This window comes from Streptomyces sp. LE64 (genome assembly GCF_052606915.1).
Genome location: NZ_CP199708.1, coordinates 6,530,021 through 6,553,429 on the forward strand (window position 1 = coordinate 6,530,021; position 23,409 = coordinate 6,553,429).

Here is a 23,409-nt window from a genome sequence, read left to right on the forward strand (position 1 = left end):
CGCCCCGACCGCGGACGTCAGGGCGGGCGGGGATCGCAACCGCACGTGCGGCGGGCGACCCGCTCCTCCCCGGGCTCCGCAGGCACGCGCGCCGGTCGGCCACCTCGCGGGGGGAGGCGCATCGCTCCGGGGCGGGCCGCCGGGGTGCGGGGCCGGGGCCGGCCGGCGAGCACGGCCGTCAGGCGGCGTGCAGGGAGAGGGCGGGGAGCGGGGTGAGCGAGGCGTACTCCAGGGGCGCGGACGGGTCGATGGACACGTCCAGCGGTGCGGGCTCGGCCTCCGAGCGCACGAGGAGCTCGCCGACGGCCGCGATCATGGCGCCGTTGTCGGTGCACAGGGTCATCGGCGGTACGCGCAGCTCGATGCCGTTCCTGGCGCACCGTTCCTCGGCGAGAGCCCGGACCCGTGAGTTCGCCGCCACACCGCCGACCACGATCAGCGTCTTGACGTCGTACGCCGTGCAGGCGGCGACGGCCTTGCGGGTCAGCACGTCGGCGACGGCCTCCTGGAGGGCGGCTGCCCCGTCCGCCACGGGCAGCGCTTCGCCGCGCAGCCGGTGTCCCTCGGCCCAGCGGGCGGCGGCCGTCTTCAGACCCGAGAAGGAGAAGGCGTACGGGTCGTCGCCGGGCCGGGACAGCGGGCGCGGGAAGGTCACGGCGTGCGCATCGCCCGTCCGGGCCGCCCGGTCGATGGCGGGGCCGCCGGGGTAGGGCAGCCCCAGGACCCGCGCCACCTTGTCGAAGCACTCGCCGGCCGCGTCGTCGAGCGTGTCACCGAGGTGCAGGATCGGCTCGCCGACCAGGTCCCGCACCAGGAGGAGGGAGGTGTGACCGCCGGAGACGATCAGCACGACGCAGGGTGCCGGCAGCGGGCCGTGTTCCAGGGTGTCGGCGGCGACGTGCCCGGCGAGGTGGTGCACCCCGTACAGCGGCACCCCGACCGCGAAGGCGAGCGACTTGGCCCCGGCCAGCCCCACCTGGAGGGCTCCGGAGAGCCCGGGGCCCGTGGTGACGGCGACGGCGTCGAGCTGGCCCGGCCGCAGCCCGGCCCGGTCAAGGGCCTCGCGCACGACCGGGGTGAACGCCTGGAGGTGCGCCCGGGCCGCGATTTCGGGCACCACACCGCCGAAGCGGGCGTGCTCGTCCATGCTCGACGCCACGACGTGGGCGAGGAGTTTCCCGTCCCGGACGATCCCGGCGCCGGTCTCGTCGCACGAGGATTCGATCCCGAGTACCACCGGTCCGCCCATCGCCCATCTCCTTCTGCATGCTGCATGCACATGCAATATATGGGCAATAAGGCTCGGTGTTCACATCCGGTCCCGCGGGGCCTACAGCTCCTGGAGCACCCGGTTGATCAGCTTCACCGAATCCCGGGGAGAGAGCGATGCGGCCTGGAGGTGGTGGTAGGACCGCAGGAACGGCAGCACCCGGGCGTCGTCCTGTTCCAGGTCCCCCCTGAGCGCGGACTCCGAGTAGGACACGAGCGAGCGGTCGGGCATCGTGAGGATGGAGATCGGGAAATCGAAGGAGCGCGCCGCGCCCATGGCGAACGGGGCGATCTGGAGCCACACGGTGGGCAGCGAGGCGATCTCGATCAGCCGCTCCAACTGCTTTTCCATGACGGCTGGTTCGCCGACGCGTTGCCGGAGACAACTCTCGTCGAGGGCCACGAAGACCTGCGGTGGTCGCTCCCCGTCGAAGAGCGCGGATTGGCGCACCGCGACCCGGGCGACCCGCCTGGCCGCGTCGTCGATCGAGCGCATCCCGTACGTGACGGCCGCGTGTTCCACGGCGGCCGCGTACTCGGTCGTGGCCAACAGGCCGGAGATCACCCCGATCTCGAACGTGCGGATCACCGTCGCTTCCTCTTCGACGTCCAGGTACTCGGAGAACTCCGGCTCGAACGAGATCATGCGGTTCCTTCCTGGTCAGGCGATGGCCCCTGATCCCGAGCGTCCCGTGCGGGGCCGAAGAGGGCGCCGCCGTGCCGACGGAAAGCGCTCATCGCGGACTCTACGGCGAGGAGCGACGCCGTCCGGGCGGTTCGCGAGGAGCCCCGCAGCCGGGTTGACGAGTCGGGGCCGCCGCCGCGGCACCCCCCGGGAACGCGCCTCGACATCCCTCCGACATCGAGCGCAGGACGCATCCGACCGTCTCCGGAGCGAGCCGTCCCCTCCCGGGCCGAGCCGCCCCGCCGTCCGTCCCCCGCTGGGGAGGGGACGGCCCCGGTCGGACGGCCGAGGCCGCGCGGCGGGAGGAGGGCCACGACCACGGCGCCGGCGGCAGCGAGGCGGAGGGCCGGCAGTGACCGCAGCGCCGGCACGACGAGGCAAGGCGGGTCCCGGAGGTCGTCCCTCGCGTACGCGCTCGCGGTGCGCGGGGGCTGCGGGGCGAACGCCCGGACGCTCAGCGGACGTCGAGCACCCTCAGGCGATCGGACGCCGCCGGATCCCGGTCCGCGACCTGGACCGGTGCCCCGGCCCACTGCCAGACGCCCGTGCCGGGCACACGGGAGAAGCGGATCTGCCCACGGGTTCCCTCCACCACCAGGTGCGGCCAGGACCGGGCGACGGCCTCCCGGTCCGTGCCGTGGGTGCGCAGCGCTTCGGCGAGGACAACGATGCTGTCCCAGCCCTCGAAGGCGACGAAGGAGGGCGCTGTGCCGAGCCGCTCGTGGAGTTCCCGCCCGACGCGCTCACCCAACGGGCCGGGGGACTCGGGGAGGTAGCGGAGGAACGGGATCCCGGCGCCGTCCCCGCCCAACTCCGCGGCCCAACCGGCGAACTCCGGCTGCCCGGCCGGCGCGCCGATCAGGACCTCGGTCAGCCTGCGGTCCCCCCGGACGGCCCTGACCAGCGGCACCGCCGGTTCCGGAACCCCGACCAGCAGCAGGAGCGCGCTGGCACGGTGCTCGGCGAGCGCGTCGCACAGGGCCCGTGGAGGGAACGCGTGCGCGTCGAACTCGACGAGCGTGCCGCCGTGGCGGGCGAGGTGCCCCCGCAGCACCCGAGTCCCCGAGGACCAGTAGACGCTCGGCTGGGTCACCACGGCGATCCGGCGTCGGCCCGAACGGAGCAGGAACTCCGCGTACACCCGCCACCCGTGGGACTGGGGCGGAGCCAGTCGCGCCACCCACGGGGTCGGCCCCTCGGTGAGGGCGTCGAGCACCGCGGAGGAGCAGAGGAACGGCACGCCGAGGGCGTCGGCGCGGGACGCGGCGGCCCGGGCGACGACACTGTGGTACTCGCCCGCCAGGGCGACCACGCCCAGACCCGTCAACTCGTCCACGACCGCCACGGCCCGCGCCGGATCGGCAGCGGTGTCCCTTACCACCAACTCCAGGAGCCTGCCGTGGATGCCGCCACCGTCGTTGACCTCCCGCACGGCGAGGTCGAGTCCTGCGAGCAGGTGGCGACCCGCCTCGACCCACCCGGGCCGGGTCAGCGGGACGAGAACGCCCAGGCGTACGGGCGACCGGTCGGTGCGCTCCACCCCGGACGGTGCTGACGGCGTGTTCACGGACGCGGCCTCCCCCGGCACGATGTGGTCGCCGTCCACCCGGACCGTGCCTGCCCGGCCGGCGGTCCGCGCTCACCGGGAGTCTAGTGGTGCCGTCTCCGCGGGCGGCCGACCCGGAGAGGTAAGTCAAGCCTTACCTTCGAAGGGATGTGGCTGCATAGTGGAGGGCCGGGTCGAGGGGAAGGCGGCTTTTTGTCCCAGTCCAATGAGGTCGCCGCGGGGCAGGTCGAGGTGGAACAGGCCCGTGTGGCCGCCATGTACCGGGTGTTCGACGAGCGATTGACGGATGCACGGGTCCAGCTGGCGGACGTGCTGAGGTCGTCGGTCGACAGCGCGGGCGAGGTGTACGCGCGCGATGTCGCCGCAGAGCGTCTGGCCGGTCAGATCCGTCGGCTGGAGGGGGCCGAGGAGGGGTTGGCGTTCGGCCGGGTCGACGGCGCGGACGGAACGGTCCTGCACGTCGGACGGCTCGGCCTGCACACCGGTGACCGGGACCTGCCCCTGCTCGTCGACTGGCGGGCGGATGCGGCGCGGTCCTTCTACGAGGCGACGACCGTCCACCCCATGGGGCTGCGGCGGCGGCGACATCTGCGGGTCGACGGTCGTGCGGTACGTGCGGTGAGCGACGAGTTGCTGGACGGATCGCCGCCCGCGGCCGGCGACGTCGTCGGTGACGGTCCGCTGGCGGAGGCGCTGGAAGCGCAGCGCACGGGGCGGATGCGTGCGGCGGTGGCGACCTTGCAGACGGAGCAGGACGCGATCGTGAGGTCCCCGCACCGGGGAGTGACCGTGGTGCAGGGCGGCCCCGGTACGGGGAAGACCGTGGTTGCGCTGCACCGGGCGGCATACGTGCTGTACGCGTTCCCGGGAGCGGCCGCGCGCGGTGTGCTGGTGCTCGGGCCGAACGCGCGGTTCCTCGACTACGTGTCCCAGGTGCTCCCCTCGCTGGGGGAGAACGGCGTGCTCCTGACGACGTGCGCACGGCTGCCCGGGGCGGTGCCCGCAGCGGTGGACTCGCTCGTCGTCGCGCGCCTGAAGGGGAGTGCCGCGCTGGCCGGGGCGCTCGCGGAGCTGGTGCGTTCCCGGCAGGCACCTGCCGGCGGCTTCGCGGTCCGGGTGGGCCGGCAGTCGGCCCGGCTGGAGAGCGTGGAGGTCGCAGCGGCGCGGGAGGCCGCGCTGGCGAGCGGTCTGGCGCACAACCCCGCGCGGGAGGCGTTCAAGGAGCACCTGATCGGCGCGGTCACGGACGCCCTGGAGCGCGATGCCGTCGAGGCCCTCGAACGCGTCGATGCCGAGATCGCCGAGAGTACGGGCCTGGACCTCGACGCCGCCGCCGCAGCCGATCTGCGGGCCCTCGGCTTCGACGACGCACCGACCGCGGATCCGGCCGAGGTGTTCGATGCGGACGCCGTCCGCGCGGACCTCGCGGACGACGCCCACGTCGACCGTGCGGTGGAGGTGCTCTGGCCGCGGCTGACGCCCGACGCGGTCGTACGCACCCTGTTGGCGGACGCGCGCACGTTGGCGAGGCACCTGCCCTCGCTCACCGGCGACGACCGGTCCCGGCTGGTGCGTTCGCCCGACGCCCCCTGGACGGATGCCGACGTGCCGCTGCTGGACGAGGCGGCGGCCCTGGTGGACGGGTTGCCGGAGCGGTCGTTCGGGCACGTCGTGGTCGACGAGGCCCAGGAACTGACCGCGATGCAGTGGCGGATGGTGATGCGCCGTTGTCCGGCCAGGTCGATGACGCTGGTGGGCGACTTCGCCCAGGCGGGCCCTGCGACGGCGGCGAGCGACTGGTCCCAGGCGCTGGGCCCGCATCTCGGCAGCAGGTTCTCCCTGCACACGTTGACCGTCAGCTACCGCACGACCCGGGAGATCCTCGCGAGCACGCACGGCCTGCTGGCGCGGATCGCCCCCGGTCGCCCCCCGAGCCGGGCGATCCGCCACGGCGACGCTCCCCGCCACCTCACCGCCCGCCCGCACTCCGTCGCCACCACGGTGGTCGGGGAGCTCCGGGCACAGGCGGCAGCGCACCCGGGGGACCTGCTCGGCGTGATCTGCGCGGACGCCCGAGTCGCGGAGTTGACGTCGGCGGACGTCGCGCGGTGGGCGCGTCTCGTGCCGGCTTCCGAAGCCCGGGGCCTGGAGTTCGACGCGATCGTCGTCGTCTCCCCGGAGGAGATCGCGGCAGCCCGACCCTGCGGCGAGCGCGACCTGTACGTCGCCCTCACGCGTGCGACCAAGAGACTGTGCACCATCGCCGTCGTCACGGCCTGAACGGCTCGCCCCGGGGCCGGATCAGCGAACCGGTTCGAGGCGCGCGTACACCGTCACCCGTCGCCCACGGACCTGCCGGTCCGCCACCACGGCGAAGTGCTCCTTGAGCACGGACGCCTTCGCCCTGTCCCGAGCGGTCCACGGCGGCTTCGCCACCCCCGTCGCATCCGTGACCAGCAGGACGCGCCGCTGGGCCAGGATCGCGGCCCGGATCGGGGCCTCGTCCGCCTCCCTGCCCTTCAGCGTCCCGGACTCCTCCGGCCCCTCCACCAGGGCGATGTCCCGCAGACCGCTGAAGGCACCGGGGGAGAGGGCCTCGGTGTCGCGGCGTTCCGCCGGCATGAAGAGCACGGCGTCCCCGTTCCGCTTCAACTGCCGTACCTCCACGGCTATCGCCATGACGTCGTCCACCCGACTCGCCGGGGACCGCTTGGCCAGCGACTGCGGCAGCAGCGCCCCTGCGGTCAGGGCGACCACCACGGGCAGCAGCCAACTCGACGCCCCGGGGAACCGTGCGCCGGCCGCTCGGGCCGCCGCGTCCAGCGCGGTCCCGATCAGCAAGGCCAGACCCACCATGCTGAACAGGACGTACCGGTCCAGGAAGAGCGGCTTGACCAAGGAGAGGGAGACCAGGCCGAGTTGCGGCACGGCGAGCAGGGGGAACCCGACGGCGGCCGCCGACGGCCGGCCCGCCCGGGGCCGGTCCAGCAGGACCCCCAGCCCGCCGATCGCCAACAGGACCGCCGGGCCGATCATCATGTGCCAGGTCAACGGCGGTATCCAGGCGACCTGCTGGGACTGGCTCCGGGAGAACAGGACCAGTGGCAGCACACCCGCCACGGCGGTGGTCGAGGCGGCTGCCCAGCGCTTCCACGTGCCGCGCGGTGCCCGGGTCCACACCAGGGTCACCAGGTGGGCGGGCAGCACCAGCAACGACAACCAGTTCAGCAGCCCGCACAGCAGGACCGCGGTGCCGTACGCGGCCCAGTACGGCGACCGGTCGGGCCGCTCCGTTCCGGCCGCCAACAACAGGGTGGAGAGCGCGACCCCGGCCGTGACCAGGGCGTACGGTCGCCCCTCCTGGAGGTGGAACTGCACGGCCGGCAGCAGCCCGAGCACCAGTCCCGCGCCCAGTCCGGCCCGGGGCCCGACCAGTCGCTGACCGAGGACCGTGACGCACGCCGCGGCGACCGCGACGGCCAGCACGGACGGCAACCGCAGGGTCGTGGTGCCGGGCCCGAACACTTCGAAGAGCGCGTGCATCACCAGGTAGTAGAGCCCGTGCACGGCGTCGACGTGCTCCAGCGTGTGCCAGATCTCCGCGGTGGAGCGCTGGGCCACCTGCCAGGTCGCCGCCTCGTCCCGCCAGACGCTGTCCTGCCGGGAGAGCCCCCAGGCGCCGAGGAGCAGGGTCCACACCGCCGGGAGCAGCCAGAGGGGTGCACGGAACCTACGGACGGCGGTGTGGGAGGTCATGAAGGTGCTGGGCCCCGTGGAAGTGGCGCGGACCGTGGTCGGCGGTCCGCGGACGTGCAGGAAACGCGGTCGGTCCGGCCGCGGATCGAGGGCGGGCGCGACGCGGACGGACGCACCCGTCCCCCTGGTGGTGGCGGCCGGTGCGCAGGAGTCTATCGACGGCGCCGGGCCGGTGTTCCTCCGCCCCGGGCCGTCGCCGCCCCCGACCTCGTTGATGGCATGATCCCGGGCATGGACCGCATGACCGCAGCCGCCGACGGATCGTCGAAGGGGAACCCCGGGAGAGCAGGATGGGCATGGGTGATCGCCGACGAGCAGGGACGGCCGGAGCGCTGGGAGGCCGGCCCGCTGGGCACCGCCACCAACAACGTCGCCGAGCTCACCGCGCTGGAGCGCCTGTTGGACGCCACCCCGGCACGCACCCCGCTGGAGGTGCGCATGGACTCGCAGTACGCCATGAAGGCCGTGACCCAGTGGCTGCCGGGCTGGAAGCGCAACGGTTGGCGGACGGCCAGCGGCGGCCCGGTGGCCAACCGTGAACTCGTCGAACGCATCGACGCCCTGCTGGCGGGCCGTGAGGTGGAGTTCGTCCACGTCCGGGCGCACCAGCAGGGCGGTGACCTGCTGAACGCCATCGCCGACCAGGCCGCGAGCGACGCGGCCGACTCCCAGCAGGCCGGGGGCACCGCGCGCGGCCACGACCTGCCCGTCCCCGATCCGCAGCGGGCGGGCGCCCCGCGCCCCGCGGCACGGCGGTCCGGCACCCCGCGCAAGCGGAGCGCGACCCCCGCGCGCACCGGCGGCGCTCGGGTCATCACCGCGAAGTTCGCCGGCCGCTGTCCGTGCGGCACCGCGTACGCGGCAGGCAGCAAGATCACCAAAGTGGACGGGGGATGGGGGCATCCGGGATGCCGCACGGAGGGGCAGGAGGCGTGACCGTCCCCCGGCGCCGTCCTCACCGCCGGGCGGTGCGGACGGACCGGGGCCCGGGGGCTGGGGAACAGAGTTCGAGTTCGTCGGAACCGTGGGCCCGACAGCGCCCCAGGGCGTCCACGGCCACCACGTACCAGGGCGCGGGCCGTGCGTCGGGCGGGTCGGCGGAGACGACCAGGTGCCTGACCGTGCCGTGATGGGGCTCGCCCAGTATCCGGACCCGGGTGGCGGGGGCCAGGGCCACCCGGACCAGGTGCCGGACGGCAACGGGGTCGGGCGGTGCCTCGTACCGTGCGACGGCGGCGTGGAAGCCGAAGCGGTACGTGCTCCGGCCCGTGCGCCGCAGGTGGACCAGGGCCTCCACCAGGAGGCGCCGGTGCGGGAGGGGCCCCGGCAGACCGTGGGCACGGTGCAGCAGGTGCTCCAGCTCGGCGCGGGAGAGCCCGTCGAGGGCGCGGTGGAGGCGGGTCGGGGCCGTCGCCAGCAGCACGGCGTCCCCGGGAACGGCGCTCACGTCGGTGCTCCCCGCTCAGACCGTGAGCGCGTACACGGCGCTGCGGGGGGTCTGCGCGACCCTGCGCCAGCCGGTGAAACCGGCCTGCCGGGCGAGGTCGCGCAGCCGCTCCTCCCCGGCGTGGTTGCCGAGGGCGAGGGGCCCGTTCTGGGCCGCGGCCGCGGGCAGGCAGAGCGCGGTGGACAGTGCCATGAACAACCGGCCGACGGGGTGGGCGTTGGACTGCGGGTCCTCCCCGGCGTTGGGCTCGACGAGCATCACCGCCCCGCCCGGTGCGAGCAGCCTGCGGACGCCCCGCAGCGCGGCGAGCGGATCGCCCATGTCGTGCAGGCAGTTGAAGAGGGTGACCAGGTCGGCCGCCGGGAGGCCGGAGTCCAACTCCGCGGCGGCGAGCACGTGGAAGTGGGCGCGGTCGTCCAGACCGCGTTCCTCGGCGATGATCCTGGCCCGCTCGACGGACGGGTGGTGGTAGTCGTAGCCGTGGAAGGTCGAGCGGGGATACGCGTCGGCCATGAGCAGGGTGGAGTAGCCCACCCCGCACCCCACGTCCGCCACCGTCGCGCCGCGGGCGAGGCGTTCGGCCAGGCCGTCCACGGCGGGGATCCACTTCTGGACGATGTTGGCCCGGTAGGCGGGGCGGAAGAACCGGGCCACCGCCTTGAACATGCGCGGCGGGTACTCGCTCCAGTCCACTCCGCCGCCCCGCCGGAAGCAGTCCGCGAGCCGGTCCTCGACGGCGAAGAGGCTGCCCAGCGCCCCGAAGATGCCCACCGCCGCCTGCGGGGCGTCCGGTTCGGCCAGGACGAGCGCATGGGCGTCCGGGAGCGCGTAGCGCGGCGGGCCCGCCGCGTCGTGCATCGTGCGGACGTATCCCGATCCCGCCTGGGTGTGCAGCCACTCGCGGACGTAGTGCTCCTGGGTGGAGGTGCGGGCGGCGAGTTCGGCGGGGCTCAAGGGGCCGGCGCCGGCCATCGCCCGGTACAGCCCGAGCCGGTCGCCCAGGGAGACCGAGAGTGCGGTGGCGGCCGTTGCGGCGTCCGCGAAGACGGTGTCGGAGAAGGCCGCCGCGGCCTCGGCCAGCCCCCGGTCCGGCGGGGCGCCCACCGCCGTCGCGGGTGCGGACGCGGTGGCGGCGGCTGCGGGGGCCCGTTCGCTCGCCGGCCGGGCGGCGGGGGGAACGCCGGCTTTGGAGGAGGCCAGTTCGGCGAGGGCGCCGGTGAACGCGTCGACCTCCTCCTCGGTGGTGTACAGGTGGAAGGAGGCGCGGGCGGTGGCGGGGAGGCCGAAGCGCACGCAGGCCGGCTTGGCGCACAGGTGGCCGACCCGGATGGCGATGCCCCTCCGGTCCAGGTGCGCACCCACCTCGTCGGGGTACAGGTCCCGCACCGCGAACGAGATGGCAGGACCTCGGTCGAGGGTGTCCGGGGGGCCCACGATCCGCACTCCGTCCAGGGCGTGCAGTGCGTCGAGGGCCCGGGCGGTCAGCCGTCGCCCGTGCTCGGCGATCGCGTCCCGGCCCAGCCCGTCGAGATAGGTGCAGGCCGCCGCGAGCCCGACCATCTGGGCGATCACCGGAGTCCCCGCCTCGAAGCGTCGGGGCGGATCGGCGTACTCCGCGCCCGTCATGGACACGGAGTCGTTCATCTCGCCGCCGGTCAGGAAGGGCGGCATCGCGGCCAACAGTTCCGGCCGTGCCCAGAGCACGCCGATCCCGGTCGGCCCGCACATCTTGTGGCCCGAGAAGGCGAGGAAGTCCACGCCCAACTCCTGCACGTCCACGGGCATGTGGGGCACCGACTGGCAGGCGTCCAGGACCGTCAGCGCGCCCACCGCACGGGCGCGGGCCACCAGTACGTCCACCGGGTTGACCGTGCCGTACACATTGGACTGGTGGGTGAAGGCGAAGACCCGGGTGCGCTCGTCGACGGTCCTCTCCAGGCCGTCCAGGTCGAGTCGCCCGTCGGGGGTGATGGTGAGCCAGCGCAGTTCGGCCCCGGTGTGCCGGCACAACTGCTGCCAGGGCATCAGGTTGGAGTGGTGCTCCATCTCGGTGATCACCACGTTGTCCCCGGGACCCAGCGCCAAGGACCGCAACTCGCGGGGCGCGTGGGAGGCGTTCATCATCGCGTAGGCGACCAGGTTCAAGGCCTCGGACGCGTTCTTCGTCGTCACCACGGACTCGGGTGCCGCACCGATGAAGGCGGCGATCCTCGCCCGGGCCCGCTCCAGCAACTCCGTGGCCTCGTCGGCCAACGCGTGGTGACTGCGGTTCGCGTTCGCGTTGTGCAGCCGGTAGTAGTCGGCCTCCGCCTCCAACACCGCGGTGGGCTTCTGCGCGGTGGCCGCGCTGTCCAGGTAGACGAGGGGCAGCCCGTCGTGGACGGTGCGCTGGAGGAGGGGGAAGTCCTTCCGGATCACCGCCGCGTCCAGGGGCACGGGGGGCCGCCCGGGGGCGGCCGGTTCCGTGACCGCCCGGTGCGCGGCGCAGGTACAGGAACGGGAGAGCGGAGCGGAAGGATTCACGGGGTGCCTCCGTGGGTGTCGTCCGGCAGGAAGGACAAACCTCCCCGCTCCCTCGGGTGGGGACGGGAACGGGTCGTGCGGGGGTCGTGTCACCTTGCCCCGGCGGACGGGTGCTGTCACGGTCCGTCCGGCCCGGAAGCGGGAAGCGGCCCGGGGGCGTGAAGCGCGCTTCCTGCCGCAGTGGACCCGGCGGGGCCCGCCCGGGACGACGCAACTCGGGCGGAGGGAAACGGTGTTCCTGCCGAAGGCTGATTCCCTCCTCGCTCGGATGCATGACACCGCCCTCCTGCGGAAGACGTGAACCGCCTGCGCGGTCCGCCTCTGCGTCGACCCGTGCACCGCCCTCACCGGGGGCGGAGCGCCGTGCCCGGGAGCCGGACCCGGCCGCCGCCGTCCGCGCTGGTCGCGCCGGGGACCCGCCGATCGGCGGGCACGCAGGGGGCGTGGAGCGATGCCAGGGCTCCGCCGCCCTTCGGTATCCGTGCGGTTCCGGCCGCGGAGCAGGGCGGGCCGACCGGGCACTTGGGCTCGGGCCCATGCCCTTGGCATACTTTCTGGTCCACTCGGGACGACCGTGCACACCACCGGGGGGTGGATCCGATGACACCGCCGAGGACGCCCAACGTCGCGCTCAGGGGCCTGCTGGGAACCTGCGGCTGGAGCGGGGGACGGCTCGCCCGGGAGGTCAACCGGCTCGGCGCGGAGGCCGGCCTGGGCTTGCGGTACGAACGGACCTCGGTCGCCCAGTGGCTCCGCGGGAGCCGGCCGCGCGACCCCGTGCCCGAGTTGGTCGTCGAAGCGTTCGCCCGGAGGCTGGGTCGCCGTGTCACCACGGAGGAGGCCGGGTTCGCGCACCCGCCCGCCCCGCACCAGCCGCTTCCCTCCGCCGGACCCCTCGCCGCACTGGTGACCTGCGACGACCCGGCGGCCCGGTGCGGATACTCGCTGGCCGACCTGGTCGAACTGCCCCGCCGCCTCGGCCGCCCCGCCTCGGCGAGGGACCGTACCGGACCGGCCCTCGTCCGCGGCAGCGTCCGCTCCCTGCGCGCCATGACGGAACTCTTCGCCCGCAACGCCTACACCATCGGCTCCCGCCCGGTCCGCCAACCCCTCGTCGACTACCTCGCCGAAGCCGTCGCGCCCGACACGGACGCCTCCGCCCGTCCCGAGGCCCGCCGGCAGACGATGCGGGCCGTGGCCACCCTCACCCGGATCTGCGGTTCGGTCCACTACGACGACGAACTCCACGGAATCGCCCAGCGCGCCTATCTGACGAGTGCCGACCTGGCCGCCGGCAGCGGAGACCGCGAAGCCGTCGCCAAGGCGCTGCGCATGCTCAGCATGCAGGCGCGCTGGCTCGGCCACTACCAGGTCGCCACCGACCTGGCCCGCACGGCACTGGAGTACGGGCGGGACGCAGACGGCAAGCAACGAGCCCTGCTGATAGGTCAGTTGGCCGCGGCCAGCGCCGCCAACGGCGAGCACGAGGCAGCCCGTTCCGGCATCCGCGAGGCGCGGAGGCAGATCGCGGAGGTCACCCGGGGGCCGGACGCCGCCGTGCACCTGGTACGGGCGCACCTCGACTACTACGAGGCGCTCACCCACTACCACGGCGACGACGCCCCGGCGGCGATCCGGGCCCTCCGGCAGGGCGTGCGCACCTGTCCGGCCGGCTTTCCGTGGCCGCGTGCCTTCATGCTGGCCCGGACCGCCGAACTCCAGGTCCGCCGCGGCCAGGTGGAGGCCGCCTGCGCCAGTTGGGCGGCGTTCCTCGACCAGAGCGCGACCCTGTCCTCCGCGACCGTCGACACGGCCGTGCGCCAACTGCACGGACATCTGCGCCCGCACGGCCGCCACCCGGCCGCGGCCGAGGTCCTGCGGCGTGCCGCGCTGCGCTCCCGGCTCGATCTGACCTGGTCCGCCGGCACCTGAACCGGTCCGCAGAACGGGCGTTCCCCTACCGGAGGTTCGACGGCCCCGCCCGGAGCCGGGCCGTGGGGTCACCCGGTCGAGTGGTCGAGCTCCGCGCCCGGACGGTCGTGCCGTGTCGGACCCGGGAGTGCGCCGATCATGCTCGGGTGATGTTGCCCCGCCGTAGCGCCGCCCGACACGTGCTCCCCGTCGTGGCCGCCCTCAGCCTGTTGTCCTCGTCGCCCGCCCCGGCCGCGACCCCCGCCACCCCCGTCCCCGCGGGCGGCACCCCGCTCGGCGCCGCACCGGCGCCCCGTCCGGTGACCCCCGCCGAGGCCCGGACCGACGCCTTCCTCCAGTCGGTCCGTCAGGACCCCGACCGCGCACGGGAGTTCTTCCACCGGATGCCCAAGGGCGGGGAACTGCACAACCACCTGTCCGGGGCGGTCTCCCCCGAGTACCTGATCCGACTGGCCGCCGAGGACGGCCTGTGCATCGACACGGCCACTCTCACCGCACTCGCACCGCCCTGCGACCGGGGCACCCGGCCGGCCGCCGACGCGCTGACGGACGGGGAGTTCCGCGAGGCCGTGGTGCGCGCCTGGTCCATGCAGGACTTCCCCCCGGACGGCAACGGCCACGACCACTTCTTCGACACCTTCGGGAAGTTCGGCGAGGTGACCTGGCGGCACCGCGGCAAGCTCCTCGCCGAGTACGCGGACGTCGTCGCACGCCAGAACCAGTCGTACCTGGAGACGATGGTCAGCCCGGCCTCCGAGGAGGCGAAGGAACTCGCTGCCGAAGTCGGTTGGGACGCCGACCCCGCCGCCCTCCACCGCAAGCTGCTGCGGGACGGCAAGCTCGACGCGGTGGTGGCCCGTGCCCGTCAGGAGGCGGACGACGCCGACGCCGAGTTCCGCACCGAGGCGCGCTGCGGCACCGACCGGCCCCGCCCGGGCTGCGGGGTGACGGTGCGGTGGATCTCCCAGGTGTCCCGGGCCAGTGCCCCGGAGCGGGTCTTCACCCAGATCGCCCTCGGGATGCGGTTGGCCGAACGGGACCGGCGGTTCGTGGCGATCAACCTGGTCCAGCCCGAGGACTGGGAGACCTCCCTACGGGACTACCGCCTCCAGATGCGGATGATCGGATACCTGCGCGGGGTCTACCCGCGGGCCCACGTCACCCTGCACGCCGGCGAACTCCGGCCCGGCCTGGTGAAGCCGGCCGACCTCGCCTTCCACGTCAAGGAGGCCGTCGAAGTGGCCCGCGCGGAGCGGATCGGACACGGGGTGGACCTCGCCCACGAGGACGACTGGCAGGGCACCGTGCGCACCATGGCCGCCCGGGAGGTCGCCGTGGAGGTGCCCTTCACCAGCAACGCGCAGATCCTCGGGGTCCGGGGCGCCGAGCACCCCTTCGAGACCTACCGCGCCCACGGCGTGCCGGTGGTGCTGGCCACCGACGACCCGGGTGTGTCCCGCATCGACATCAGCCACGAGTACCGGTACGCCGCCGACACCTACCAGTTGGCCTACCCGGACCTGAAGGACCTGGCACGCGCCTCCCTGGAGTACGCGTTCCTGCCCGGCGCCAGCCTGTGGCGGGGCAACCCGACCACCGGCGGATACCGGCCTGTCGACGCCTGTCGGGGCGAACGCCCGGGCACCCCGGCCCGTTCCGGGGAGTGCCGCCGACTGATCGAGGAGAGCGCGAAGGCCCGGCTGCAATGGCGGCTGGAGACCTCCTTCGCCGCCTTCGAACGGGCCCACGCCACCCCCAGCCGCTGACCGCCCACCGGCCCTGCGGGGGTCGGGCCCACGATTCCGAGCCCCGGTCCGCGGCACACCGCGGACCGGGGCCCGTGTCCGCCCGGGGGATCAGCGGGCCAGGGCGGAGGTGAGCGCGGTGAGCAGGTCGCCCCGCGCGGTGTCACCGCGGAGGTTCGACAGGAACGCGCCGCCCATCCCGTTCTCCTTGAGGTAGGCGACCTTGCCGGCGATCGTCGTCGGCGTGTCGTAGGTCCAGTACTGGTCGCCGCAGACGGCGATCGCCGTCCTCCCCATCTGTCCGGTGGGGGCGCAGCGGGTGCTGATGGTGCGGTAGTCGTCCAGACCGGGGCCGTAGGCGCCGTCGGCCGGTCCCCTGGCGGTGTACTCGTTCGGCCACGGCTTCGCGACGAGGCCCCGCCACCCCCAGGCGTGCGTGGGGATGCCGAGCACCAGCTTGTTCGGGTGGATGCCGCGCTCCGTCAGGTTCCACACGTCGTGCTGGACGTCCTGGCAGCAGTCCCACACGTCCCAGGACACCAGGGGCGCATGGGGCGCGGTCACGTGCGCCCAGCGGTCGCTCTGCGGGTGGAAGTAGTCGTACGCCTCGACGTTGTACCAGTTGACGTGGGCGGCCGCGGAGACGAGGTCGTCGCGGGCGTAGGTGCCCTTGCCGACGCTGGCGCGGCGGATGGTCGCCGTCAGTAGCCGGTCGGCGCCCAGGGTGCTCCTCAGTTCCCGGGTCAGGGCGGTGACGGCTGCGCTGGAGTCCTCGTAGCAGCCGTTCTGGCTGGAGTAGCAGAGGCGGATGTCCAGGGACAGGTCGATGCCGTCGAAGAGGCCGGCCCAGCGTGGGTCGTCGAGGAGCCGGGCGCAGGAGGCCGCGAAGGCGGCCGGGTCCTGCCGGGCGGCGGCCCAGTCGGCGGGCCCGGTGCCCCGGAAGGACCAGAGGAGCTTGAGGTCCGGATACCGGTCCTTGAGGCCGCGCAACTGGTTCAGATGACCGCGCAGGGGCTGCTGCGCGGTGTCGGCCCGGCCGAAGACGCTGTCCCCGGCGGTGAAGGCCCGCTCCAGTGCGGCGTTGCGGTCCGCGATGCCGCACCGGCCGCCGCTGACGGTGCCGTGCCCGTAGGTGAGGTGGGTGAGCTTGGCGGCGGAGCCGCCCGTGACGAGGTCCTTGACGTGGAAGCCCCGCTCGTGGCTGTCCTTCTCCGGGAAGAGGCCCGTCACCACGGGCTCGGCGGGCGTCGACGGCGTCTCGCCGGTCGTGCGGACGGGCATGTGGTTGCTGGACCACCCGCCACCGTCGTGGTTGATGGCCTCGACCGCGAACGAGTACTTCCTGTTGGGAACGAGACGGGTCACGGTGAAGGAGGTGTCGCGGGTGGTGCCGACGGGCGTCCCGCCGTTCTTCACGATCCGGTAGTGGCGGACCTCTGCGGGGTGGGGGGCCGCAGCCCAGGTCAGGGAGACCGTGGTGTCGGTGACCGCCGTGACCACGGGGTCCCCCGGATGGTTGGGCGGTCCCGCCCAGGCGGGGGTCGCCGGACCGAGCAGCACCGCGAGTCCCGCCACCACGGCGGCGACCCGGCGACCCGGAGCACGTAACAGGTGTCTCTTCAACGTTCCTCCATGAGTGGAAGGGGACCCGGTCACGGACCGGTGCGCGCCGCACCGACGCAGGTGGGGGCGTCATGGTGTCCCCGCCGGCGCCCGGGCCTCCCCTCAGCCGCCTCCCGCGGGGCGGGGGGCGGGGACCGGCTTCCCGACGGGCGCAACGCCCGGTCTCAACGACGCTCCTCGCAACGGTCAGGGACCCGGACAGGTGGGGGCCTTCCCCGCGCCGCAGCACGACGGAAGGCCGAGCGTAGGGAGGGCGCGACCGGCCGGTCAATCACGGGGCCGGAGATGACAACGAGATGGCAGATCTCTCATCGGCGCCACGACGCACCGGACGCCGCGGGGTCACCCGAGCGCGTCCGCGCCGCCCTCGACCCACACCGTCAGGTGCGAGGGGCGGTCCGCGTCCATGTGCACGGTGTTGGTGGCGACGACGGTGCGACGGGCCGCCGCTTCCGGCTCCCCGGTGTTGGTGTTCACGTCGAAGCGCGGGAAGTTGCTGGAGGACACGTCGAGCCGGATGCGGTGACCGGCGGCGAACCGGTTGGCCGTGTCCGGAGCCGTCACCTCGATCTCGTACACCTCGCCCGGGACGAGCGGTTCCGGCTTCTCGAAGGAGCGGCGGAACCGGCAGCGCAGGATGCCGTCGGTCAGGTTCACCGCGAACCCGTGGGGGTAGTCGGCGTTGGGCGGATGGACGTCGACCAGCTTGATCGTGAAGTCCGTGTCCGGCGCCGTCGACGAGATGTGGAGCCTCGCCGTCACGGGACCGGCCAGCACCACGTCGCGCGTCAGGGGCCCGGTGCTGAGGCTGATCACGTCGGGCCGCGAGTCCAACGGCAGGTACGGTGCCCTGGCTCCGTGCACCCGGGCGTCCGGGGCGTTCTGGTCGTAGGCGCCGCCCGTCATCACGGGTTCGCCCGAGGTGACCTGGCCGCCCATGGTCGGCACCGGACGGCGCGGGTCGAAGTCGTAGCTCACCGACGCGGCGGGCGCCGTCGGCGGGGCGGGGGTCAGTCCGCCCCCGGGGGTGAGGTACAGGGCCACCGGGCTCGTCGTGGAGGGCGGCCACTGGACGTCGGTGCGCCAGGCGCCGCCGTGCCGCATCCGGCCGGCGGCGTCCCGACGGCCGTCGCCGCCCCCCATCAGGAAGTACTGGACGGTGGGCAGGTCGCCCTCCGCGGCGTGGCTCCGACCGAGTGCCCGGTCGAACCAGCGGCGCCGGAACTCCAGGTAGGACGGGGCGAGGTTGCCGTCCAGGGTGGCGGCCGGGCCGAAGTCCACGTCCCCGGCGAACGTGTCGCAGCGGTGCCCGTGCGTCCACGGGCCCATCACCAGGTACGAGGGCGCCGCCTTCAGTTCCTGGAGGGCGGTGAAGTTCTCGATGGTGGAGCGCACGTAGGGGTCGTACCAACTGCCCAGGTGCAGGCTGGGCGCGTCGGGGAACCGGTCGTAGTGGCCCCGCCCGTACAGTGCGGGGTTGCGGTAGTAGTCCCCGAACGCGTCCTGGCGCCACTGCTCCAGCAGGAAGTCCTCGTAGGCGGGGAGGTGCCGCAGGGGGGTGCAGCCCGGGCGCCAGGGCATCGCCCCGAACCAGCCCGCCACGTCGACCCGCCGCAGGGCCTCCGCCAGCACCGGGTCCGCCGCCGCCTCCGGGCTCCGCACCGCCTGGCGCAGCGCCCAGGTCGCCTGCTTCAGCTCGAAGGCGCCGCCCATCCGCATCCCCGCGTCGTACGCGGAGGAGAACCCGCCCGAGTCCTGGAACATGGCGACCAGCCCCTCCGCCCCCTCGGCGGCAGCGGCGGCCTGGCAGTGGGCGGAGTAGGACACGCCCGTCATCACGACCCGACCGTCGCACCAGGGCTGCCGGACGATCCAGTCGATGGTGTCCACCCCGTCCGGACCCTCCCCGAGGTACTTGACGAACGTCCCCTCGGAGTCGCCCCGGCCCCGGCAGTCCTGGCGCACCACGTGGTAGCGGGCGTCGGTGAAGTGGTGCGCGATGTCCTCGGGCGAGGGAAGCACCCCGGCCCGGTCCTGGTCCGAGCCGCGCTGGGCCCGCCGGCCGTACGGGGTGCGCTCCAACAGCACCGGCAGGGCCACCCGTTCCGGCTCGGGGGAGGCCGAGTACAGGTCGGCGGCGAGGCGGACGCCGTCCCGCAGGGGCACGCGCAGCGCGCGCCGCCACAGGGCGCCCCCCATCAGGGGCTCGGAGCGGTCGGCTGCGGGGGAGTCGTTCGAGGTCACGCCGGTGACGCTAGACAGTGGCCCAGGTCATGGCGATCACTTGACCTCATCAGGTCAACTGTTCCGCCGGACGGTGACGGGACCGGACGCGGGACCTACTGTGCAGCGCAGCCCAGAAAGCCCCGCGAGCCGTCACGACGGTGTGTGCGCGGCACTGGGACCCCGATGCGCATCGCTTGCGGCGTGGCCGCGCCATGTCCCGTTTCGCCGTTGTCTAGGAGCCCCGCCATGAGCAGTCCCGCCCCCAGCACCTCACCGGTGCCACCCGCCGAACCCGAGAAGGGCGGGCGCGGCTCCCGGATGCTCGACCTGGTCGAGCGCGCGGGCAACGCGCTGCCGCACCCGTTCTGGCTGTTCTGGATACTCTTCGCCGTCGTGGCCGTCGCCAGCTGGGCGCTGAACGCCAGTGGCCTGGAGGTGAAGGACCCGTCCTCCGGCGACATGGTCGGCGTGCGCAGCGCGCTCTCCTCGGAGGCCGTCCGGGACCTGATCACCGGGTCCAAGGAGTCCTTCGTCACCTTCGGCCCGTTGGGCACCGTGCTGCTGGTGATGCTCGGCGTCGCGGTCGCCGAGCGCTCGGGCCTCTTCGAGGCGATGGCCCGCCGGATGCTGTCGGGCCTCTCCCCGCGCACCGTGGTGCTGGGCGTCGCCCTCGGCGGTGTGCTCGGCAAGTTCCTCTCCGACTCCGCCTACGTGGTCCTCATCCCGCTCGGCGCGGTGGCGTTCCGGGCCGTGGGGCGCTCCCCGATGCTCGGCATGATCGTCGCGTTCGTCTCCATCAACGCCGCGGGCGACGCCAACCCGCTGATCGCCCCCGGTGACGCGCTCTTCGCCGAGGTGGCCACCGAGGCCGCGCAGATCATCGACAAGGACATGGTGGTCCGCCCGACGGACAACATGTACTTCACCACCGTCTCGGCCTTCGTCCTGGCCGGCACCATCGCCCTGGTCGTGGACAAGATCCTCGCCAAGCGCGAGCACCACCTGGTCCCCGACGCCGACCTGGAGGCCGCCGCGGCCCGTCAGGTGGTCGCCGCCAAGGTGGACGACGCGACCGAGCTGCGCGCCCTGAAGCTGACCGGTGCCGCCGTGATCGGCTACGCCCTGCTGATCGTCCTCGCGATGTGGCCCGCCTCCTCCCCGCTGCGCGGCGAGGGCGGCGCGATCGTCGAGTCCACCTTCATGGACTCCATCGCGGTCTTCCTCACCCTCTTCTTCCTGGTCATCGGTACCGTGTACGGCTGGTTGACCGGGCAGATCAAGGACAGCCAGGCGATCCCCGCCTTCATGGCGGAGGGCGTGCGCTCCATCGCGCCGCTGCTGGTGCTGTTCTTCGCGGTGTCCCAGTTCCTGGCCCTGTTCAAGTGGACCGGCATCGCCACGGTCGTCGCCGTCGAGGGCGCGGACTTCCTCAAGGAACTGGGTGCGCCCACCCTGGTGCTGTTCTCCGTGCTGATCGTTGCGATCGCCCTGCTGAACCTGGTCATCACCTCCGGCTCGGCCCTGTGGACCCTGGTCGCCCCGGCCCTGGTCCCGATGCTGATGCTGATCGGCACCAACCCGGCCACCACCATGGCGCTGTACCGCATCGCCGACTCCTGCACCAACTCCATCACCCCGATGAGCACCTCGTTCATGCTCTGCGTCGGCTACCTCCAGACCCTGCGCCGCAAGGCCGGCATCGGCACCCTGGTCTCCTTCACCCTGCCCGTCGCCATGATCATGCTGGCGGTCTGGACGGTGCTCTTCTTCGTCTGGTACGCCCTGGGCATCCCGCTGGGCCCGGGTGCGCCGGTGCGCTGAGGCGCCGTCGTACGCTGACCGTGTGAGCATCGTCCTCGACCTCGGAGGGCTCGGCCCCGCAGACCTGGCGGCCGGGCCCTCCGCGCTGTCGGAACTGATGGCGAGCCTGCACGTGCTCGCCGAACCGGAACACCACCCGGAGGCCGCCGACTGGACGGCGCGCGCCACCGCGGCGGGCCCCGGGCTGCGGGACGAGCTCTCCCTCTTCGCCCCGCTGTGGGCCCGCTTCCGCTGCCGGCTGTTCTTCCCCCGGACCCTGCCCCTCCCGGGAGACCTGGACGAGGAGCTCGCCGAGATCGGGGCGCTGTCGGCCGAGGAGTTCCTGGAGCTGGTGGCGCCCGGCGTCCTGGGCACCACCGCCGAGCCCGCCCCGGCACCCGGTGAACTGAGGGCCGGCACCACGACGGGCGAGGCGTACGTGCGTCGCTGCCTGCGCCGTTCCTACGCCCGCGGGGAGCTGGCGCGGCAGCTGCTGGCGGCCCCGCTGGACCTGCGCGACCGGTTGCTGGAGGTGCTGCGGGCGGCCGATGCGACGTTCTTCGCGGAGGACTGGCGCTCGCTGCGGCCGGCCCTGGAGGACCATGCGCGGGAGGTGCGCCGGCGGTTGGCGACCCGACCGCCGGCGCAGGTGCTCGCCGAGCTGTTGCCGACGGCGGTCCGGGTCGGCCCGGGGGAGCGGGTGCGGTTGGACAAGCTCCAGATCGACGAGGTGAAGGTGGCCCCGCGCCCCCTGGTCCTGGTGCCGTCCGCCCGGGTCTGGCCGCACCTGACGGTCAAGGACGAGCACCCGTCGTGCGTGGTGGTCCAGTACGCGGTGCGCGGGTCCGCCCCGGACGAACAGCTGACCCTGCGCGATCTGCACCAGCGGCTGATGGCGTTGACCTCGCCGGCCCGGATGGAGCTCTGCCGCCACCTGCTGGGCGAACCCATCACCACCTCGGAGCTCGCCGCCCGCCTGGGGTCCTCCGAACCCCAGGTCTCCCGGGCGTTGCGCACCCTGCGCGAGGCGGGCCTGGTGCGCTCGACCCGGGACGGGAAGCTGGTCCGGCACCGGCTGGCGACGGACGTGATCCGGCGGCTCGGCCAGGACGTCCTCGCCACCGTGGCGCGTTGAACCGGTGGGGCGGACGGGTCCGCCCCACCGACCTCACGCGGGCACGGGCAGGGCCACCTCCGGCCCGTCGCCCCGGGTGCCCCACCGGATGCGGGCGCAGGTGAGGACCGCGTACCAGCGCACGCAGCGCAGGACGGTCGCGGCCCACAGCAGGGCCACCGGAGTCAGCAACCAGGTGCCGACCTGGTGGGCCGTCGTCTCGTCGTCGCGTCGAACGGTGAGGTAGCGCAGGGCCTGGGCGTAGCCGAGGGCCAAGGGCACGGCGAGGACCCAGGGGGAGGGGGCGCTGCCGTGCAGGGCGTGCAGGACGGCCAGCCAGACGATCGCCCCGGTGCACACCAACTGGAGGAACCAGCACAGCAGTTGGGCGATGTACGCGGGGTGGGTGAGGGGGAGGTAGCGGCTGCGCCACAGGGAGCGGATCGTGGAGCCGCGCATCCACCGCAGGTACTGGCGGAGGTGGTGGCCGGTGCGCTCGGGCATGGCGGTGAGGGCGATCGCGCTGGACTGCTGCACCACGCGTCACTTGAGCAGGGCGAAGAGGGTCAACAGGGAGTCGTCGGAGAACTGCACGGGACGGCCGAGGAAGCGTTCGGTGAGGTAGGCGTCGAGGTTGTCCCGGAGCACGGGGGTCCGGTAGGCGGCGAGGCTGCCGGGGGCGACCATGACCGCGCCCAGCGGCGAGAGCGCGGAGCGGTCGACGAGTTGGTTGGCGACGAAGTACAGGTCGGTGACGCGGGACAGGAAGGTGGCCCGGTGGTTGGCGGCGAGGACCAGTCCGGCGCAGCCCTGCACCCGGGGGTCGGCGAAGGGCTGGAGCACCTCGTGGATCGCCTCGCGCACCAGGGTGGCGTCGGAGTCGACCGTGACGATGACGTCCGGGTTCCCCGCCTCCGTCAGGGCCAGGGCCTGGGCGTGGCGCTTGCCCCGGTTGGGGGTGCGCTGCCAGGTGGTGCGGATGCCGGCCTCGCGCGCGTGAGCGGTCCACCACGTCCGCAGGTCGGCGTAGTCCTGGGCCGAGCCGTCGTCGACGAGGTGGACGGCGTCGGGCCGGCGGGTCTGGGCCGCGAGCGCGGTGAGGGTGGCGCGCAGATAGGCGGGGTCCTCGTTGTAGACGGGGACGAGCACCGCCACCCGGAGCGAGGCGGTGGCCGAGGCCGCGGCCCGGTGGGGGCGCTCGCAGGCGTACAGGACGCTCTGGAGCAGCAGGATGCCGCCGACCGGCCCCCACAGCCAGGCGTGCGACCAGCCGGGTCCGTCGATCACCGCGGCGGCTTCCAGGCTCCGCACCGCCGCCCACACGCCGGCGACGACCAGGGGGAGGGCGGCGGCGGCCAGGAGGGTGCCCGAGCGCCTGCCGACCTCCGGCGCCGGCGTCATGACTGGGGACGTTCTCTGTGGAAGGCCCAACGGACGAGGACGGCACCGGAGACGACCAGCAGCGCGGAGACGGCGACCAGCCACTCCACGGCCAGGGAGAGGCCGCCGATCGCCACCGTGCCCATGCCGGTGTGGGCGAGTTTGTGTCCGTACATGAGGGGATGCTCCCGACTGATGATTCGATGAGCATCCTGGCGTGGTCGGGTCGGCGGAGCCTGCGGCCGTGCTGCGCGGCGTCGGAAAATCCCGTCGCGATCACCCGGACGGGCCCGCCGGACGTACCGCGGTGGCCCCTCCTGCCGGAGCCGGTGGCGACCGGTC

Annotated in this window: 17 protein-coding genes; 6 read left to right on the forward strand and 11 right to left on the reverse strand. The window is 73.7% G+C overall.

The features are described from left to right. Positions 1–178: 178 nt before the first annotated feature. From tsaD to ACSMX9_RS28765, 3 genes are all read right to left on the reverse strand, one after another. A complete protein-coding gene (tsaD, locus tag ACSMX9_RS28755) occupies positions 179–1,249 on the reverse strand; it encodes a tRNA (adenosine(37)-N6)-threonylcarbamoyltransferase complex transferase subunit TsaD (protein ID WP_445398400.1) in 1,071 nt (356 codons plus the stop codon). Between the two features lie 81 nt (positions 1,250–1,330). Then, positions 1,331–1,915, reverse strand: coding sequence for a DUF5753 domain-containing protein (locus ACSMX9_RS28760; RefSeq protein WP_445398402.1), 585 nt, complete (start codon positions 1,913–1,915; stop codon positions 1,331–1,333). A gap of 493 nt (positions 1,916–2,408) precedes the next feature. Next, entirely contained in the window at positions 2,409–3,521 is a 1,113-nt protein-coding gene (locus ACSMX9_RS28765; RefSeq protein WP_445398404.1) for an ABC transporter substrate-binding protein, read from the reverse strand. Between the two features lie 255 nt (positions 3,522–3,776). On the opposite strand from ACSMX9_RS28765, the gene ACSMX9_RS28770 reads away from it, so the two are divergent. After that, positions 3,777–5,801 (forward strand): HelD family protein, encoded by a 2,025-nt coding sequence (locus ACSMX9_RS28770; RefSeq protein WP_445403124.1) that lies wholly within the window; start codon positions 3,777–3,779, stop codon positions 5,799–5,801. A gap of 21 nt (positions 5,802–5,822) precedes the next feature. On the opposite strand, the gene ACSMX9_RS28775 is transcribed toward ACSMX9_RS28770, so the two are convergent. Further along, positions 5,823–7,277: a glycosyltransferase family 39 protein gene (locus ACSMX9_RS28775; RefSeq protein ID WP_445398406.1), complete on the reverse strand. Its 1,455-nt coding sequence runs from the start codon at positions 7,275–7,277 to the stop codon at positions 5,823–5,825. Between the two features lie 231 nt (positions 7,278–7,508). Here ACSMX9_RS28775 and ACSMX9_RS28780 point away from each other — a divergent pair, with 231 nt between their 5' ends. Next, positions 7,509–8,213: a ribonuclease H family protein gene (locus ACSMX9_RS28780; RefSeq protein ID WP_445398408.1), complete on the forward strand. Its 705-nt coding sequence runs from the start codon at positions 7,509–7,511 to the stop codon at positions 8,211–8,213. 19 nt (positions 8,214–8,232) lie between these two features. Here ACSMX9_RS28780 and ACSMX9_RS28785 read toward each other — a convergent pair whose 3' ends face one another. Then, on the reverse strand, positions 8,233–8,724 hold the full coding sequence (locus ACSMX9_RS28785; RefSeq protein ID WP_445398410.1) for a hypothetical protein: 492 nt from the start codon (positions 8,722–8,724) through the stop codon (positions 8,233–8,235). Positions 8,725–8,739: 15 nt separating this feature from the next. Further along, entirely contained in the window at positions 8,740–11,247 is a 2,508-nt protein-coding gene (locus ACSMX9_RS28790; protein WP_445398412.1) for a SufS family cysteine desulfurase, read from the reverse strand. A gap of 600 nt (positions 11,248–11,847) precedes the next feature. Between ACSMX9_RS28790 and ACSMX9_RS28795 the strand changes: the two genes are divergently transcribed. Further along, complete coding sequence (locus ACSMX9_RS28795) at positions 11,848–13,179, forward strand: hypothetical protein (RefSeq protein ID WP_445398414.1); 1,332 nt, start codon at positions 11,848–11,850, stop codon at positions 13,177–13,179. Between the two features lie 149 nt (positions 13,180–13,328). Continuing rightward, positions 13,329–14,945 carry an adenosine deaminase family protein gene (locus ACSMX9_RS28800; RefSeq protein ID WP_445398416.1) on the forward strand — a complete coding sequence of 539 codons (1,617 nt, stop codon included), beginning with the start codon at positions 13,329–13,331 and terminating at the stop codon, positions 14,943–14,945. Between the two features lie 90 nt (positions 14,946–15,035). On the opposite strand, the gene ACSMX9_RS28805 is transcribed toward ACSMX9_RS28800, so the two are convergent. Beyond that, entirely contained in the window at positions 15,036–16,547 is a 1,512-nt protein-coding gene (locus ACSMX9_RS28805; protein ID WP_445398418.1) for a glycosyl hydrolase family 18 protein, read from the reverse strand. Between the two features lie 342 nt (positions 16,548–16,889). Then, the gene (locus ACSMX9_RS28810) at positions 16,890–18,791 is read right to left on the reverse strand and encodes a CocE/NonD family hydrolase (protein WP_445398420.1); all 1,902 of its coding nucleotides are present in this window, start codon (positions 18,789–18,791) and stop codon (positions 16,890–16,892) included. A gap of 228 nt (positions 18,792–19,019) precedes the next feature. On the opposite strand from ACSMX9_RS28810, the gene ACSMX9_RS28815 reads away from it, so the two are divergent. After that, entirely contained in the window at positions 19,020–20,594 is a 1,575-nt protein-coding gene (locus tag ACSMX9_RS28815; RefSeq protein WP_351242063.1) for an AbgT family transporter, read from the forward strand. 22 nt (positions 20,595–20,616) lie between these two features. After that, entirely contained in the window at positions 20,617–21,708 is a 1,092-nt protein-coding gene (locus ACSMX9_RS28820) for a DUF5937 family protein (RefSeq protein ID WP_445398422.1), read from the forward strand. A 33-nt stretch (positions 21,709–21,741) separates the two neighbouring features. On the opposite strand, the gene ACSMX9_RS28825 is transcribed toward ACSMX9_RS28820, so the two are convergent. Genes ACSMX9_RS28825 through ACSMX9_RS28835 form a run of 3 tightly spaced genes read right to left on the reverse strand, consistent with a single transcriptional unit; the run spans position 21,742 to position 23,243 of the window. Beyond that, positions 21,742–22,224 carry a hypothetical protein gene (locus ACSMX9_RS28825; protein ID WP_445398424.1) on the reverse strand — a complete coding sequence of 161 codons (483 nt, stop codon included), beginning with the start codon at positions 22,222–22,224 and terminating at the stop codon, positions 21,742–21,744. Between the two features lie 6 nt (positions 22,225–22,230). Beyond that, positions 22,231–23,088 (reverse strand): glycosyltransferase, encoded by an 858-nt coding sequence (locus ACSMX9_RS28830; RefSeq protein WP_445398425.1) that lies wholly within the window; start codon positions 23,086–23,088, stop codon positions 22,231–22,233. Then, complete coding sequence (locus tag ACSMX9_RS28835; RefSeq protein ID WP_445398427.1) at positions 23,085–23,243, reverse strand: hypothetical protein; 159 nt, start codon at positions 23,241–23,243, stop codon at positions 23,085–23,087. The genes ACSMX9_RS28830 and ACSMX9_RS28835 overlap by 4 nt, the downstream gene beginning before the upstream one ends. Positions 23,244–23,409 lie beyond the last annotated feature (166 nt).

Bases quoted from the DNA above. Each gene is read 5' to 3' on its own strand.
- ACSMX9_RS28770 (WP_445403124.1), top strand. From the start codon at position 3,777: ATGTACCGGGTGTTCGACGAGCGATTGACGGATGCACGGGTCCAGCTG.
- ACSMX9_RS28815 (WP_351242063.1), top strand. From the start codon at position 19,020: ATGAGCAGTCCCGCCCCCAGCACCTCACCGGTGCCACCCGCCGAACCC.
- ACSMX9_RS28830 (WP_445398425.1), bottom strand. From the start codon at position 23,088: ATGACGCCGGCGCCGGAGGTCGGCAGGCGCTCGGGCACCCTCCTGGCC.
- ACSMX9_RS28780 (WP_445398408.1), top strand. From the start codon at position 7,509: ATGGACCGCATGACCGCAGCCGCCGACGGATCGTCGAAGGGGAACCCC.
- ACSMX9_RS28760 (WP_445398402.1), bottom strand. From the start codon at position 1,915: ATGATCTCGTTCGAGCCGGAGTTCTCCGAGTACCTGGACGTCGAAGAG.
- ACSMX9_RS28835 (WP_445398427.1), bottom strand. From the start codon at position 23,243: ATGTACGGACACAAACTCGCCCACACCGGCATGGGCACGGTGGCGATC.
- ACSMX9_RS28800 (WP_445398416.1), top strand. From the start codon at position 13,329: ATGTTGCCCCGCCGTAGCGCCGCCCGACACGTGCTCCCCGTCGTGGCC.
- ACSMX9_RS28795 (WP_445398414.1), top strand. From the start codon at position 11,848: ATGACACCGCCGAGGACGCCCAACGTCGCGCTCAGGGGCCTGCTGGGA.
- tsaD (WP_445398400.1), bottom strand. From the start codon at position 1,249: ATGGGCGGACCGGTGGTACTCGGGATCGAATCCTCGTGCGACGAGACC.
- ACSMX9_RS28775 (WP_445398406.1), bottom strand. From the start codon at position 7,277: ATGACCTCCCACACCGCCGTCCGTAGGTTCCGTGCACCCCTCTGGCTG.